This window comes from Acetivibrio ethanolgignens (assembly GCF_001461035.1).
Lineage (GTDB): Bacteria > Bacillota > Clostridia > Lachnospirales > Lachnospiraceae > Velocimicrobium > Velocimicrobium ethanolgignens.
Map to the genome: position 1 here is coordinate 9,648 of NZ_LNAM01000186.1, position 14,475 is coordinate 24,122.

The 14,475-nt window shown below is 42.4% G+C and carries 15 protein-coding genes; 11 read left to right on the forward strand and 4 right to left on the reverse strand.

Annotated elements, in window-relative coordinates; all coding sequences use genetic code 11:
• On the reverse strand, positions 1–189 hold a 189-nt coding region (locus tag ASU35_RS19935), incomplete at its 3' end, for a hypothetical protein (RefSeq protein WP_187142763.1).
• A 14-nt stretch (positions 190–203) separates the two neighbouring features.
• Between ASU35_RS19935 and ASU35_RS14175 the strand changes: the two genes are divergently transcribed.
• The gene (locus ASU35_RS14175) at positions 204–629 is read left to right on the forward strand and encodes a hypothetical protein (RefSeq protein ID WP_058353635.1); all 426 of its coding nucleotides are present in this window, start codon (positions 204–206) and stop codon (positions 627–629) included.
• 66 nt (positions 630–695) lie between these two features.
• Here the strand turns inward: ASU35_RS14175 and ASU35_RS14180 are convergent, their stop codons facing one another.
• Positions 696–2,699 (reverse strand): methyl-accepting chemotaxis protein, encoded by a 2,004-nt coding sequence (locus ASU35_RS14180; protein WP_083504326.1) that lies wholly within the window; start codon positions 2,697–2,699, stop codon positions 696–698.
• 195 nt (positions 2,700–2,894) lie between these two features.
• On the opposite strand from ASU35_RS14180, the gene ASU35_RS14185 reads away from it, so the two are divergent.
• The 10 genes from ASU35_RS14185 to ASU35_RS14230 all read left to right on the forward strand — a co-directional run bounded on the left by ASU35_RS14185 (position 2,895) and on the right by ASU35_RS14230 (position 12,706).
• Positions 2,895–3,230: a hypothetical protein gene (locus ASU35_RS14185; protein WP_058353637.1), complete on the forward strand. Its 336-nt coding sequence runs from the start codon at positions 2,895–2,897 to the stop codon at positions 3,228–3,230.
• Positions 3,231–3,294: 64 nt separating this feature from the next.
• The gene (locus ASU35_RS14190) at positions 3,295–4,455 is read left to right on the forward strand and encodes a molybdopterin molybdotransferase MoeA (RefSeq protein ID WP_058353638.1); all 1,161 of its coding nucleotides are present in this window, start codon (positions 3,295–3,297) and stop codon (positions 4,453–4,455) included.
• A 15-nt stretch (positions 4,456–4,470) separates the two neighbouring features.
• Positions 4,471–5,475 carry an anaerobic sulfite reductase subunit AsrA gene (gene asrA / locus ASU35_RS14195; RefSeq protein WP_058353639.1) on the forward strand — a complete coding sequence of 335 codons (1,005 nt, stop codon included), beginning with the start codon at positions 4,471–4,473 and terminating at the stop codon, positions 5,473–5,475.
• Complete coding sequence (gene asrB, locus ASU35_RS14200; protein ID WP_058353640.1) at positions 5,465–6,256, forward strand: anaerobic sulfite reductase subunit AsrB; 792 nt, start codon at positions 5,465–5,467, stop codon at positions 6,254–6,256. The genes asrA and asrB overlap by 11 nt, the downstream gene beginning before the upstream one ends.
• Positions 6,257–6,267: 11 nt before the next feature.
• Positions 6,268–7,251: a sulfite reductase subunit C gene (gene asrC, locus ASU35_RS14205; RefSeq protein ID WP_058353641.1), complete on the forward strand. Its 984-nt coding sequence runs from the start codon at positions 6,268–6,270 to the stop codon at positions 7,249–7,251.
• 17 nt (positions 7,252–7,268) lie between these two features.
• Positions 7,269–9,371, forward strand: coding sequence for a molybdopterin oxidoreductase family protein (locus ASU35_RS14210; protein ID WP_058353642.1), 2,103 nt, complete (start codon positions 7,269–7,271; stop codon positions 9,369–9,371).
• Positions 9,364–9,792: a 4Fe-4S dicluster domain-containing protein gene (locus ASU35_RS14215; protein WP_058353643.1), complete on the forward strand. Its 429-nt coding sequence runs from the start codon at positions 9,364–9,366 to the stop codon at positions 9,790–9,792. Before ASU35_RS14210 ends, ASU35_RS14215 begins: the two co-directional genes overlap by 8 nt.
• Positions 9,789–11,021 carry an NAD(P)/FAD-dependent oxidoreductase gene (locus ASU35_RS14220; RefSeq protein WP_058353644.1) on the forward strand — a complete coding sequence of 411 codons (1,233 nt, stop codon included), beginning with the start codon at positions 9,789–9,791 and terminating at the stop codon, positions 11,019–11,021. The genes ASU35_RS14215 and ASU35_RS14220 overlap by 4 nt, the downstream gene beginning before the upstream one ends.
• A gap of 12 nt (positions 11,022–11,033) precedes the next feature.
• Entirely contained in the window at positions 11,034–11,966 is a 933-nt protein-coding gene (locus ASU35_RS14225) for a TDT family transporter (RefSeq protein WP_058353645.1), read from the forward strand.
• A gap of 14 nt (positions 11,967–11,980) precedes the next feature.
• A complete protein-coding gene (locus tag ASU35_RS14230) occupies positions 11,981–12,706 on the forward strand; it encodes a Crp/Fnr family transcriptional regulator (protein WP_083504327.1) in 726 nt (241 codons plus the stop codon).
• Here ASU35_RS14230 and ASU35_RS14235 read toward each other — a convergent pair.
• Positions 12,697–13,491 carry an ABC transporter ATP-binding protein gene (locus tag ASU35_RS14235; RefSeq protein WP_058353647.1) on the reverse strand — a complete coding sequence of 265 codons (795 nt, stop codon included), beginning with the start codon at positions 13,489–13,491 and terminating at the stop codon, positions 12,697–12,699. The two genes, ASU35_RS14230 and ASU35_RS14235, sit on opposite strands and share 10 nt — an antisense overlap.
• Complete coding sequence (locus ASU35_RS14240; RefSeq protein WP_058353648.1) at positions 13,484–14,473, reverse strand: FecCD family ABC transporter permease; 990 nt, start codon at positions 14,471–14,473, stop codon at positions 13,484–13,486. The genes ASU35_RS14235 and ASU35_RS14240 overlap by 8 nt, the downstream gene beginning before the upstream one ends.
• Between the last annotated feature and the right edge of the window lie 2 nt (positions 14,474–14,475).

Here is a 14,475-nt window from a genome sequence, read left to right on the forward strand (position 1 = left end):
CAGGTCCGAGCCCAAATCCAGGTCCGAGCCCAAATCCAGGTCCGAGCCCAAATCCAGGTCCAAGACCACAACCAGACCCAGTACCAGAGCCAGTACCAGACCCAGTACCAGAGCCAGTACCAGAGCCAGTACCAGAGCCAGTACCAGAGCCAGCACCAGAGCCAGTACCAGATCCAGTACCGCCTTCAAGGGGAGAAAAGCTGGTGTCTGCTATAGTAACAGTTAAGACTGTGCAGAATCCTGTAGTTGTTGCCAGTGGTGCAGCAATTCGAGTTGCCACTGGTTCGGCAATTGATGACAATAACGAGGTGAAGCTGAGTCTTAAGGTAATGGATAATCGACTGCAAGATAATATTACTTTATCTGATCTTCTAAAGATAGACAGTGGATACAGTGTTGAGGTTGATTTTAAATTTGAAGGTATTGAAGATAGTGATAATGTCTACTTAAAAGACAATTATGGTGAAAGCAGGACTATAGAAAATGGAGGAATGGATAACTTTCTGTTGAGCGAGTGTGTCAAAGGGACAAAGGATACGGTAAGGTTTACAGCTTATAAAAATGGCGGTGGAAACACAATATTCTTTACCTTTACACTCAAGGTAACCCTGGAAACAAAAAAAGACTAAGCTATAAAAATATCCTGTGGAAGCTCCCTGCACTAAGAAGCAGAGAATTCCACAGGATATGCTTTTTTAAATCTGAAACTGTGCTACAATATGCTCCAACTCTACGATAACCTGAAGCAAATCCTCCATGGAATTTGCAATCTGCTGCATTCCGCCATTTTGCTCCTCGGCTCTTTGGTTGATTTCGGCTGTAGAAGCAGAAATCTCCTGAGTAGCAGCAGAAATACCGGAAAATTTAGATAAAATCTCATTTTTATTCTGATTTAAATAGGTCAGAGTTTTATCCAGGTTTTTGATTCTATCACCTACTTCACCGATTTCATCATTAATGCTGACAAAGGTGGTTCTGGTTTCCTTCATCGAATGAACACATTCCTTTGTAGCAGAGCTGATAAACTGCATATTTGCTTTCGTCGTGCTAATCTCATTCTGAATTTCAGAAATAATCTTTACAATGTCACTGGTAGCACTTCCGGTTTGCTCTGCCAGAGTGCGGATTTCATCTGCTACTACAGCAAAGCCTCTTCCGGCCTCTCCGGCTCTTGCCGCCTCAATAGAGGCATTTAGCGCAAGGAGGTTGGTCTGGCTTGCAATATCATTGATAATTTGTGTAATTCCATCAATGGATTTTGATTTATCTGCCAGTGTCTCCACATTTTCTGTTGTCTTAATCTGTAGTTCCTCTGTTTCAGAAATTCTTTTTGAAAGAACATCGGCCTTGCTAATTCCATCCATGCTTTGTTGAACCGCCTTTTGAGATACCTCGCTGATTTTCTTTGTATCCTCTGCGACCTGCTGGATTTGTCCGGAAAATTCATTTAGCTTGTCAGAACCGCTTTGAAGCTCCTCTACCTCACTATCAATGGCGATAGCAATTTCGTTAATAGTTCTGACAACAGTATCCAGAGAGCTTTGATTTGTATCAATAACACTGCCGATTTCATTTGATTTTGTATTGATGACATCAGAGGTCATCTTCAGATTTGTAACAATTTCAATTAAGTTTTTCCGCAGCAGTTTTACCGATTGCACCATCTTACCAATTTCATCTCTTCGTTTCTGATAATGCTCCCAGGAATGGTCATTTTCAGCACTGTCCAATTCAAAGTTCTGTATTTTTCCAATTTCTCTGGAAGACATTTCAATCGGTTTTGCAATGCTGTTTCCTATCAGAACAGAAATAAGGGCAATCACAGCAATGACAGCTAAGATCAGATAGCCAAAGGTGGCCAGAAGCTCCTTGGTCTGCTGGATATATGCGGCGGTAGGAGTTACCAATACAACAGTCCAGCCATTTGTTGCAACCTTACAGCTTTCAAGGTATTTTTGTGCTCCGTCATAGTCAGTGATTGGAGTGAAGCTGCCCATCCCTGCCTCATAGTTACCAGACAAAGCCTCAGATAAATTTACAGCCCGTTCCTCTGTTGGAGTAAATTCGCTGTCTGGATGGAGAATAAAATTGTTCTCGCTATCCAGTAAAAAGGCATAGGAGCCATCAGAGGTATCAATCAGGCCATTGATAATATCAAGAAGATTTTGGATATTTAAATCCATTCCGACAACGCCGGCAATGGAACCGTTAATCTCAAAGGGCTGTGCAATTGTGATAACCATTTCACCGGTAAGGGCGTCCAGATATGGACTTTGATAAATTCGTGCGTTCTGCTCCTTGGCACTTTTATACCATCCGCGGGAGGTACAATCATAATCCGCTGGAAGCTCGCTGCCGGAGCCGTTGATATGAACCTTATTTTCGAAGGAGACATAGATATCTGTAATGGTGGTTTGATGCTCTCTTAGCTTTGAAAGATACAAAAAGATGGTTTCCTCATTGGGAGGATTCTTGCTTTCCATAATAGACTTTACGGAATCCAGAACAGCAGCTTCAGTTCTAAGCCAGCCTTCGATTTCAGTTCCATACAAGGCTGCTGTTTGGCGGGCAGTTTTCTTATTGGCTGCCTCCATGTCGTCATAGGATAGCTTGGCTGCGATTCCCAGTGCCACAACTAAAAACAGCACAGAAGCAGTCAGGAAAATAGAGATAATTTTTGTTCTGATACTCTTCATCATAAAAACCTCCTAAAATATGTATAGATAGTATTGTATTGCAAGTGTAAAAAAATGTCAAGTAATGCAAAATATAGAAGATTGCGGGCATAATACTAATTCCTTTCGTTGATAATTTCCATGAAAGCATGCTATACTTATAGCAACCAACGGAAGAAGAAAAGGAATACCGGATAGAACAGAGAAGAAGGAGTAACGATGACAGTTGGAAAATTAATAGAAGCCGGAGTATTTCAGCTTCTGAATCAGGGAGATAACTTAGAACAGAGGATTACAAGACCTTTTTGCTGCGATCTTTTGAGCAGCTGCATGACGAAGATACCAGCGGGGGCGGCATGGGTTACAGTCATAGGCAATATCAATACTCTGGCAGTTCTGACATTAACAGATGCAGCTTGTGTAATTTTAGCAGAGGGTGCTTTTCTGGATGAGGCAGCGGCCCGGAAAGCGAAGGAACAGGGGATCACGGTATTCGCGACGGACCTGCCGATTTTTGAAGCAGCCTTGAGGGTCTATGAGCTTGAACATGTGTGATTTCTATCACGGCGGCTGAAATGTAAGTTTGATATAATTTTGTCACAAGGAGCTGTGAGAGAAGATGAAAATTTCAATTAAGGAAGCCCAAAGAATCACATCTGCCCATATGCCGGAGCAGGGTATAGAGGTTATACCGCTTATGGAAAGCTGTGGACGGATGCTAGCAGAGGACATTATTGCAGAAATAAGCCAGCCACCCTTTCGGAGAAGTGCTATGGACGGTTATGCACTGCATAAGGAGGATTATGTGGCAGGAGTAAGCTTGCCTGTTGCCTGTGAAATAGACGCAGGGGATATTCATTCCTGTGTTCTTGAGCCTGGAACGGCAGTACGGATTATGACTGGTGCAAGGCTGCCAGAGGGAGCTAATCTGGTTGTCCGGCAGGAGGACACGGACTATGGTGAGGATTTTGTTTTGATTAAAAAACTGCCACAAACAGATAATATCTGTCCTGTAGGAGAGGATTTTTTAGCGGGAGAAACTTTGGTAGAAAAGGGGAGAAAAATAGATGCCCAGACCATGGCTTGCATTGCAGCAGCCGGGAAGCAAAGGGTAGCTGTCTATCGCCCACCCCGTGTTATGCTTTTGACTACAGGAACAGAGCTGACGGAACCTGGCATGAAGTTAAAGCTGGGGCAAATTTACAATTCTAACCTTGTGTACCTTTCTGCAAGGCTTTTAGAGCTTGGCTGTAGGATTGTCTGTCAGAAGCAGGTAGAGGATAACGAGCAGCTTATTGAACGGGAACTGTTAAAGGTGGAAGGCAGTGTAGATTATATTATTACAACAGGCGGTGTTTCTGTAGGAAAGAAGGATTTTATGGAACAGATACTGCAAAAAATGGATGCAAGAATTTTGTTCCATGGGATAGCGATTAAACCGGGAATGCCAACGATGTTTTCCATGCTGGGTAAGATACCGGTTCTATCTTTATCCGGGAATCCTTATGCAGCCAGCTGTCTGTTTGAATATCTGTTTCCTTATCATACACCCCTTTGTATTGAAACGGTTCTGGCAAATAGCTTTAAGAAGCCCCGACCCTGCTTAAGGATTGTCAGAGGTTTTTTTGATGGAAAGGGTGTCACAGTCTTTGTCCGACAGAGAAATGGAGCTACGAAAGAAGGGGTTCAGGCAAACTGCTTTGTGGAGCTTCCGGCTGGGGACAAGCCGGTGCCGGAAGGAGAAAAGGTAGTTATTTTTGGACCATGGAACAGAAAATAGGAAGAGGTGAAAATTATGGGATATCAGCTTACATATGCTGAAATGAAACGGCTGTTTTCAGAAATAACACAGGCCTATGATGTATGGGCACCAGTGGTGAAAAAAGGGGAGGGATGCTTTTCTGATACGGATGTGATACGTTATGAGAAAATTTCTTCTCTGGATGAGGTCTCATGGGAAAAGAAATCAGATTATTCCTTTAAGGAGGCTCTCCTTGCAATAAATGAAACATTATTTTATTTTACGGAGGATAAGGTAACTATTCCGGCAGAGCCGCAAAAGGAGCTTTTGATTTTCCTTCGCTCCTGTGACCTTCATGGGATAAGGAGGCTGGATCAGATTTATTTGAAAAATGGCTTTGAAGACTTTTACTATGCAAGGGTAAGGCGAAGGGCAAAATTTATTTTGATGGGCTGTAGCGAAAGCTGTCAGACGGGCTTTTGTGTCAGCATGGGAACAAATCAGTCTGATAACTATGATGCCTATATAAGGATGGAAGAGAAGGCTGTATTTATTGATACGAAGGACGAGGCTCTGAAACAGCTGTTCTCTGTTGGAAAGGAAACAGACGTAGAGCCGGACTTTGTAACAGAAAACCATGAAAAGGTGACCCTGCCAAAAAAACTGTCACCTGCAGTTTTTCAGTCTGCTATTTGGGAGGAATATGGAGAACGATGCATTGCTTGCGGAAGATGTAATTTTGTATGTCCGACCTGCACCTGCTTTACTACCCAGGATATTTTTTACAGGGACAATAAAAAGGTCGGAGAACGTCGCCGTGTATGGGCTTCCTGTCAGGTAGATGGTTATTCGGACATTGCAGGGGGACATGGCTTTCGTCAGAAAAAGGCAGAGCGTGTACGATTTAAGGTTATGCACAAGATTTGTGATTATGAGAAGCGTTTTGGATATCATATGTGCGTAGGATGTGGACGTTGTGACGCTGTTTGTCCGGAATATATCTCCTACTCTAATATAATTCATCGTCTGGCAAAGGAGGAAGAAGAGAATGAAAAATGAATATATTCCTCAGCTTTCTACGATTCGTGAGGTTATTAGGCATACGGCCTTAGAATACACTTTCCGTATGGAATACAAAGGTGAGGTAAAGCCGGGACAGTTTTTTGAGATTTCTATTCCCAAATATGGTGAGGCCCCGATTTCCGTAAGTGGAATTGGAGAGGACACTGTGGACTTTACAATCCGCCGGGTAGGAAAAGTAACAAATGAGGTATTTGAAAGCTACGCAGGAGAGCAGCTTTTTATCCGGGGACCTTATGGAAATGGTTTTGATATTGAAAATTACAGAGATAGAGAACTGGTTATTATTGCCGGTGGAACCGGTGTTTCACCAGTTCGCGGCATAATACAGTATTTTGCACAGCACCCGGAGGAGGCTGTGAGTACCACACTGATAGCAGGCTTTAAAAGTCCGGAGGATGTCCTCTTTAAAGAGGATTTTGAATTTTGGAAAAAGCATATTAATGTTATTAAGACGGTAGATAAAGCACCGGAGGATTATGAAGGACCGATTGGGATGGTAACAAAATATATACCGGACTTGAAATTTAAAAATCCTAAGCAGGCGGTGTTCGTTTGTGTTGGACCTCCGGTTATGATTCGTTTTACAATTGCAGAAATTAAAAAGCTTGGGATAGAGGATGAGCAAATCTGGACCTCTTATGAAAGAAAAATGTGCTGCGGACTTGGAAAATGCGGCCATTGCAGAATAAATGAGAAATATGTCTGTCTGGACGGACCGGTATTTAATTATGCGGAGGCAAAAAATCTGATGGATTAGGAGGAGGACTCATGGGTTTAGATATTAATACGAAAAAAGCAAAAAAAAATGCGTTCCGTATATCAAAGGAACGTGGAATCGGAGCCTCAAGAATCCGTGTGCCGGGAGGGTATCTGAAAGCAGAGGTTCTGGGGATGGTAGAGGAGATTGCAAAAACATATGGAAATGGCTACGTACATCTGACCACCAGGCAGGGCTTTGAGATTGAGGGAATCCGTCTTGAAGATATGGAAGAGATTAATAAAAAGCTTCAGCCAATTATCGAAATCGTAGGAATTAACCAGGAGGAGAAGGATAAGGGGTATCCGGCCTCTGGAACAAGAAATATTTCTGCCTGTATCGGAAATAAGGTCTGTCCCTTTGCAAATTATGATACATCGATTCTTGCAAGAAGACTTGAACGGGAAATTTTTCCAAATGATTTGCATTTTAAGATTGCCTGCACCGGCTGTCCGAATGACTGTGGAAAGGTAAGAATGCATGATTTTGGTATTATTGGAATGACCCTTCCACAGTATGACCCAAACCGCTGTATTCATTGTCAGGCTTGTATAAAGGGATGTAACTCCCTGTCTGTTGCAGCCCTTCGGTCAGAGAATTACAAGATTGTGCGGGATGAGGAAAAATGTGTTGGCTGTGGTGTCTGCGTTACCAAATGTCCGACCAGGGCCTTTACAAGAAGTCCGAAGAAATACTACAGGCTCTCAATTATGGGGCGAAGTGGTAAGAAAAATCCGCGTCTTGGACAGGATTTTTTAGTATGGGCGGATGAAGAGAATATCGTAAAAATCATTAAAAATACCTATAAATTTGTAGAGGAGTATATCTCAGAGGATGCACCGGCCAGAAAGGAGCACATCGGCTATATTATAGACCGGGTGGGCTTTGAGGAATTTAAAAAATATGCCCTGGAGGGTGTTGTACTTATGCCGGAAACAAGGGTAAATCAGTGTGTGTATTGGGGTGGCATACATTTTGATAAAAGCAATTCATAAGAGGAAAGGAGAAGAACATGAAGAAAGTACAATCAACCTGTAATTACTGTGCTCTTGACTGTAATCTGGATTTCTACGTGGAAAATAACAGGGTCATAAAAACACTTCCTACAAAAGGCTATCCGGTAAATGATGGATTTTGCTGTATTAAGGGTCTTTCCCTGAGTAAGCAGCAGACGACAGTGAAGCCAAATTCCCTTCCAAAGCTTCGCCAGGAGGATGGAAGCTATCGCGAGGTGCCATGGGAGGAGGCATTTACCTATGTAGCAGACAAGCTAAAGCAGCTGCAGGAGAAGTATGGACCGGAAAGTGTGGCTGGAATCAGTACCGGTCAGCTGACTATGGAGGAGTTTGCTATTTTTGGTCATGTAATGCGTAACTATTTAAAGGCGAATGTAGATGGAAATACCAGGCTTTGTATGGCGACGGCAGTCGTTGCCCATAAGCAGAGCTATGGTTTTGATGCACCAGGCTACACTCTTGAGGATCTGGAATTATCCGATAGGATTATTTTTATCGGAGCAAATCCGGTAGTAGCTCATCCGATTCTATGGGGGAGAGTGCTTCAGAATAAGGTGCCGGGGCATAAGGTAATTGTAATTGATCCAAGATGCTCTGAGACGGCACAGAATGCGGATTGCTGGTATGGCTTAAAGTCAAAGAGCGACCTGCTACTCATGTACACGATTGCCAATCAGCTGATTGAAAAGGATTATATTGACCGGGAATTTATAGAAGCACATACGGAAAAATTTGAAGAATTTAAGGAATTTGTAAAGGATTACACCCTGGAGAGAGGTGTCGAAGGAACAGGACTCAGCAAGGAACAGATTAACGAGCTGATAGAATTGATACATAGTGGAAAGAAGGTTTCTTTCTGGTGGACAATGGGGGTAAATCAAGGCTACGAAGCAGTTCGTACCGCTCAGTCCATTATTAACCTTGCCCTTATGACCGGTAATATTGGAAGACCTGGCACAGGAGCAAATTCCATTACCGGGCAGTGTAATGCCATGGGTTCCCGTGCATTCAGTAATACTGCTGTGATGTATGGAGGTGGTGACTTTACCAATCCGGCAAGAAGGGAAAGGATTGCCTCTGTACTTGGGGTAGCTGAGAGTATGCTGGCAGAGAAGCCGACTAAGACCTATAACCAGATTATTGAGGGAATTAATGCAGGAGAAATCAAGGGGCTGTGGATTTTATGTACTAATCCAAGACATAGCTGGGCGAACAACGAAACCTTTGCCAGGGCGGTAAAAAAGCTGGAGCTTTTCGTAGTACAGGATATTTATGATACGATAGAAAGTGCGGAAGAATGTACAGTCTTTTTCCCGGTGGTTCCAGGCTTAAAGAAGGAAGGAACCTATATTAATCTTGAGAGAAGACTTTCTGCCATGCGGCAGGTCCTAGAGCGTGAGGAAAATGAAATCTCAGACTATGAGGCTATTCTTGGTGTGGGAAGAGCTCTGGGAATGGGAGCTGCTTTGAAGGGCTGGGAAACACCAAAGGACTGCTTCCAGCTTATGAAAGAATGTTCCAGAAATATGCCTTGCGATTTTACTGGTGTGACATGGGAGGCATTGACGGACTCCCATGGAATCCAATGGCCATATCCGGAGGGAAGGGAGGAGGAAAACCAGGAAGAGCAGCGGCGTTTGTATGGAGACGGAAGATTTTTTACGGCTTCCCAAAAGGCACAGTTCATGTTTGAACAGATACAGGAAAATCCATATCCATTGACGGAGGAATATCCTTTTGTGTTTAATACAGGCCGGGGTACGGTAGGACAGTGGCATACACAAAGCCGCACAAAGGAAGTGAAATTTGTAGAAGATGTATCCTTAAAGCATGCTTATATCTACATGAATCCGGAGATTGCAAGGGAGAAAGAAATAAAGGAAAATGACAGAATCCGTGTATTTTCAGTGAATGGAGAAAATGCAGTATTTTCTGTAAAGATAACGGATAATGTGGGAAAACATCAGCTCTATGCACCAATTCACTATGTGGAATGTAATAAGCTGACCCTGTCCAGCTATGATCCATATTCCAAGGAACCAAATTATAAGGCGGCAGCTGTTCGCTTTGAGAAATGTGAGGAGGCAGGATATGTATAGAATAAAAATTGATCGAAGCCGTTGTATCGGGTGCCTGACCTGTGTGACAGCTTGTGTTGTCAGCCATGAAACAGAAAGTGCAGATGCAAGGAACCGTGTAGTTATTGATAGCGAAACAAAGCCAGCACCGATTTTCTGTCGTCACTGTGATAGACCGGAATGTGTTTATACCTGTATGACAGGGGCAATGAGAAAAAATCCGGAGACAGGATATGTAGAATATGATAAGGAGCAGTGTGCAAGCTGCTATATGTGCATCATGTCCTGTCCATATGGTGTCTTAAAATATGACAGTATAACACATCTTGAAATTATGAAATGTAATATGTGTATACACCGCGGAGAAAACGGAGAAGAAAAACCGATGTGTGTAGAGCGTTGTCCGATGCATGCGATTACCCTTGAGGAGGTGAAAAAATGAGATACATAGTACTGGGAGCCTCTGCAGCTGGAGTCAATGGAGCCATGGAGCTAAGAAGACTGGACCCCGACTGTGAGATTTTATTGATTTCCAAGGATGAGGAAATCTATTCCAGATGCATCCTTCATCAGTATCTGGCAGAGCAGCGAAGTTTGGAGCAGCTGTGCTTTGTAGGGAAGGATTTTGAAAAAAACTATCGGGTGGATTTAAGGAAGGGAATTGGCTGTACCGGAGTCTGTCCGGAGAAAAAGGAAATTCTTTTAAGTGATGGTACAACAGAAGGATATGATAAGCTTTTAATTGCAACAGGAGCACATACCTATCTGCCACCGATAAAAAATCTTAGAGAGGCAAAAAATGTTACAGGATTCCGCAATATAGAAGATATTGAGGCAATCAGAGAAGCAGCAGAAACAAAAAAGAACATTATTATGCTTGGTTCTGGTCTGGTGGGGCTTGACTGTGCAACAGGGCTTTTGGAGCGGAAGGTATCCCTGTCTCTTGTTGAAATGGAACAGTGGCTCCTGAATAAACAGCTGGATGCCCGTGCTGCAAAGGTTTATCAGGATATTTTTGCAGAGCGTGGTGTAAAGCAGTATTATGGTGTTGGTATTTCAGAGCTCATTCTGGATGAGAATAAGATGATTACAGAGGTTGTTTTGACGGATGGAAGACACCTTCCATGCGATTACTGCATTGTGACAGCTGGTGTAAGGGCTAACGTAGAATTTTTAAAGGAAAGTGGAATAGAAATCAATAAATTTGGCCTTGTGTATGATGCGACAGGAAAGACCAGCGATGATAATATTTACGGTGCTGGAGATGTCTCTGGAACCAGTCCAATCTGGCCGGTGGCAGTAAAGGAGGGAATTATTGCTGCTAGCAATATGGCTGGAGTGGAACGGAAAATGACAGACTTCTTTGCAAGTAAGTCCACGATGAATTTCTTTGGAATACCGAGCATGTCTTTGGGAGAGGTAAATCCTGCTCCAGAAGAGGAGGTACAGGTTGAAATCAAAGAAACAGAGACTTCCTATAAGAAAATTCTTCATAAGCATGGAAGGATTACAGGAGCAATTTTGCAGGGAGACTTGGACTATGGCGGTATTTTGCAGCAGCTGATTGCAAGAAAAATTGATATCTCAAGGGTGAAGAAACCGATTTTTGATATTGACTATTCGGATTTCTTTCATATGGATGAAAATTTAGAGTATTTTTATGAGGATTAGGAGGAGATAAGTATGGAGCGACTTCAACGTATGCCAGTGCCGGTGCTGCCGACCTTTGTTGGTGCACTGACATTGAGCAATGTATATGCAGGCTTAGGATATTCGTGGGTACGTCATGTTACAATGATTGTGGCAACGGTAGTCTGGATTCTTTACTTGGTAAAAATCATACGTTATCCAAAGACCTGCCAGGGAGAATATAAAAATGTAGTACCATGCAGCCTTTATGCAGCCTTTTTTATGATGCTAATGATTCTTGGCAGCTATTATGCAGCCTATGCTCCGGCTTTTGGGAAAGGGCTTTTACTAGTAGCAACCTTTGCACATGCAATTCATATTTCAGTATTTACCTACCGTAATGTAATCAAGGAACGTAATATAAAGACCTTTGTTCCAAGCTGGTTTGTAACCTATAATGGTATTATGGTAAGCTGTGTGGTAGGAGCAGGGATGGGCTGCAATCATATTTTAGTATATTTGGTATATTATGGAATTGCTATTTATCTGCTTCTGATTCCAATTATGATCTGGAGATTATGCAAGGTGGAGATAGGGGATGCTGTATATCATACTATGGCAGTTGTTCTGGCACCGGTCAGTCTGTGTCTGGTAAGCTATTTAAACATTATAGAAGGTCCAAATCAAAGCTTGGTATATTTTCTGTATATTTGCGTACTGGCCTCTCTTGTTTTTGTGGTGCTTATGCTTCCTAAATTTTTCCGTTATTCCTTTACTCCGGGATATGCAGGTCTTACCTTCCCAATGGCAATCGGAATTGTAGCGTCCAATAAAATGGCTGGCTATCTTCTGAATGTAGCGGGAAATGAGATGCTTTCTAAGATGGTAACACAGATAGCGGGAATCCAGATTTACCTCACTACTATTTTAGTGGGTTATGTTCTTCTAAATTTTCTTATTATGGCACTTAAGCTTGAAAGAAAGTAGCTGGCAGTAGTATAATGGTACTGTTCCAAGGAGGTGCTATTATACAAAAAAAGATAAAAGAGGACATGCTGTTCCCGGGGCTGAAATCGGAAACGAAGGAAAAGCTGCTTCAATGGGGGAGAATGAAGTCCTATGGGAAAAAGGAAATTATTTTTCTTGACCGGCAAAATGAGGAAAAAATTTATATTTTATTAGAGGGATATGCTGCTTTATATAAAGTAAATAAAAATATGGAAAGAAAAATAATTTTTATTCTGGGGCCAGGGGATATATTAAATGAAGAGGTTCTTGAAAATACGATAGTTTCTACAAACAGTATAGCTTTAGAGGAGACAAAGCTTTTGCTTTTCACAAAAAAGCAGTGGCTTGAGCTTATGGAGCAGGATTTTTCCCTGGTAACGTGGACATATAATGAGATGGCAATGAAAATTAGAAGACTATGTCATCAGCTTGGTAATACCACGAATGCCATGCGTCTGAATCAACAGGTAGCGGCAAAGCTGTGGAAGCTTGCAAAGGACTATGGTATAAGGACAGAGGCTGGGATCCAGATTCCTTTTGATATGACAATTTCTTTTTTAGCAGATATGGTAGGATCAAAAAGAGAAACGGTATCCAGGGTAATTAAAAATTACGCACAGCAGGGTCTTGTATCAATGAGGCAGAACCGCTGCATTATTTATAATATGGAACGACTGAAAAAAATCACAATGGAATATATAGCGGCTTCCTACGAATGAAAATCCTGTGGGTAGTTGGTTTTGGGGAGCTCGAAGGTAAAATATACCCTGCCTGAACTATCAGTAAGCTTAACTGGCCTGACCTGAAAGATCTCTTCAAATATACTGGAGGAAAGAAGCTCTTTTGGTGTCCCCTGAGCAACGACTTTTCCACGTTGCAGAACGATAATAAAGTCAGAAACCTGTAAAGCGAAGTTAAAGTCATGCAGTACCATAAAAAGAGTTTTCCCCTTTTCCTTCAGAGCTTTAATAATTTGTAGAAGTCCCAGCTGGCAATGGATATCCAAATAAGTAGTGGGCTCATCCAGCAGCAGATATTCGGCTTCTCCGCAAAGAAGCATGGCCAGATAGACCTTTTGCTGCTCTCCGCCGGAAAGAGTGGAAACATTTTTGTGCCGCAGGGGATAGATTCCTGTCTGTTTCATAGCAGATGCACAGCACTCATAGTCAAAGGGAGAATAGCTTCTCGGAAAATTGATATAGGGGAAGCGTCCATGGAGTACCATTCGTTCTACGCTGATGGATGGTGTATTGTGCTGTTGGGAAAGATAACGTACAGTTTTCGCCAATTCCTTTGAAGATATTTTTTTAATATCATCTCCATTGACGCAAATACTGCCCTTTGTTATATGGCATAAGCCGGCGATGGATTTCAAGAGGGTGCTTTTTCCACTGCCGTTTGGTCCAATTACAGTTGTTATGGAATTGTCTGGAAGCTGTACATTAGCCTGCTTTATAACAGCTTCAGCAGTATAGCCGGAAGAAAGATTAGTAATTTCAATCATGAGATGACCTCCTTCTATGTGACAAAAGCAGGAAAATAAAAAATGGTGCACCAAGCAGAGATAAAAAGATACCTGCCGGGATTTCATAAGGCGAGAAAAGCGTTCTTCCGAGTGTATCGCAAAGGACTACCAGAATGGAGCCGATAAAGGCAGATACAGGGAGTAGATAACGGCATTCATCGCCTACAAGAATTCTTGCAATATGAGGGACGATAAGTCCGACAAAGCTAATTAATCCTGCAAAGCTGATAACTGCACCGGCCAGAACAGAGGCAAGGAGCAGGAATAAAAAGCGGTATTGCTTGATTGGCAGACCGAGGGAGGCAGCGGTTTCATCGCCTAAGGACAATATTTCCAGCTGCTTATGAAGCAACAGGATAAGGCAAAAGGCAATGACAATGATTAGGGCGGCAATGGAAAGAATCTGAATATTGACACCGGAAATGCTTCCGATTTTAAACAGCTTACTGCTAATCAGGTAGTTGTCATTTAAAAGATAAATCGAGTCTAATGCACTATTTAGGATGCTGTTAACAGCCACACCGGATAGAATTATTGCATATTTAGAGGCACCACTTTTGTGGCCCAGAAAATAAATGGAAAGTGTAGTAAGAAAGGCTCCAGCAAAGGCTGCAAAGGGAAGGAGTGCATAGGAATAGGGAAAAACAGCAAAAATCAGAACAACAAAAAAGCCAGCCCCGGCATTAACGCCAATAATGTTGGGGCCTGCAAGAGGATTGTGAAAAACAGTCTGGATAATAACACCAGCAGTAGATAATCCAAGTCCTGCAATGATACCGGCGATTACTCTTGGAATTCGGATATATGTTAAAATGTATCCGGTTTTTGTGAGGGGCTGCCTAAGGGCGACAGCCACAAGCTCACGCAGGGACACAGGAATAGCTCCTACAGTGATAGAAAAAAAGCTGATAACAGCTAAAAAAGCAGCCAGTCCCAGAATTATGTACTTTTTTTTCTTCATTG

What these genes read in the sequence shown, in the direction of transcription:
- ASU35_RS14180 (WP_083504326.1), bottom strand. Translation starts at nt 2,699, where the DNA reads ATGATGAAGAGTATCAGAACAAAAATTATCTCTATTTTCCTGACTGCT.
- ASU35_RS14185 (WP_058353637.1), top strand. Translation starts at nt 2,895, where the DNA reads ATGACAGTTGGAAAATTAATAGAAGCCGGAGTATTTCAGCTTCTGAAT.
- ASU35_RS14190 (WP_058353638.1), top strand. Translation starts at nt 3,295, where the DNA reads ATGAAAATTTCAATTAAGGAAGCCCAAAGAATCACATCTGCCCATATG.
- asrA (WP_058353639.1), top strand. Translation starts at nt 4,471, where the DNA reads ATGGGATATCAGCTTACATATGCTGAAATGAAACGGCTGTTTTCAGAA.
- asrB (WP_058353640.1), top strand. Translation starts at nt 5,465, where the DNA reads ATGAAAAATGAATATATTCCTCAGCTTTCTACGATTCGTGAGGTTATT.
- asrC (WP_058353641.1), top strand. Translation starts at nt 6,268, where the DNA reads ATGGGTTTAGATATTAATACGAAAAAAGCAAAAAAAAATGCGTTCCGT.
- ASU35_RS14210 (WP_058353642.1), top strand. Translation starts at nt 7,269, where the DNA reads ATGAAGAAAGTACAATCAACCTGTAATTACTGTGCTCTTGACTGTAAT.
- ASU35_RS14215 (WP_058353643.1), top strand. Translation starts at nt 9,364, where the DNA reads ATGTATAGAATAAAAATTGATCGAAGCCGTTGTATCGGGTGCCTGACC.
- ASU35_RS14220 (WP_058353644.1), top strand. Translation starts at nt 9,789, where the DNA reads ATGAGATACATAGTACTGGGAGCCTCTGCAGCTGGAGTCAATGGAGCC.
- ASU35_RS14225 (WP_058353645.1), top strand. Translation starts at nt 11,034, where the DNA reads ATGGAGCGACTTCAACGTATGCCAGTGCCGGTGCTGCCGACCTTTGTT.
- ASU35_RS14230 (WP_083504327.1), top strand. Translation starts at nt 11,981, where the DNA reads ATGGTACTGTTCCAAGGAGGTGCTATTATACAAAAAAAGATAAAAGAG.
- ASU35_RS14235 (WP_058353647.1), bottom strand. Translation starts at nt 13,491, where the DNA reads ATGATTGAAATTACTAATCTTTCTTCCGGCTATACTGCTGAAGCTGTT.
- ASU35_RS14240 (WP_058353648.1), bottom strand. Translation starts at nt 14,473, where the DNA reads ATGAAGAAAAAAAAGTACATAATTCTGGGACTGGCTGCTTTTTTAGCT.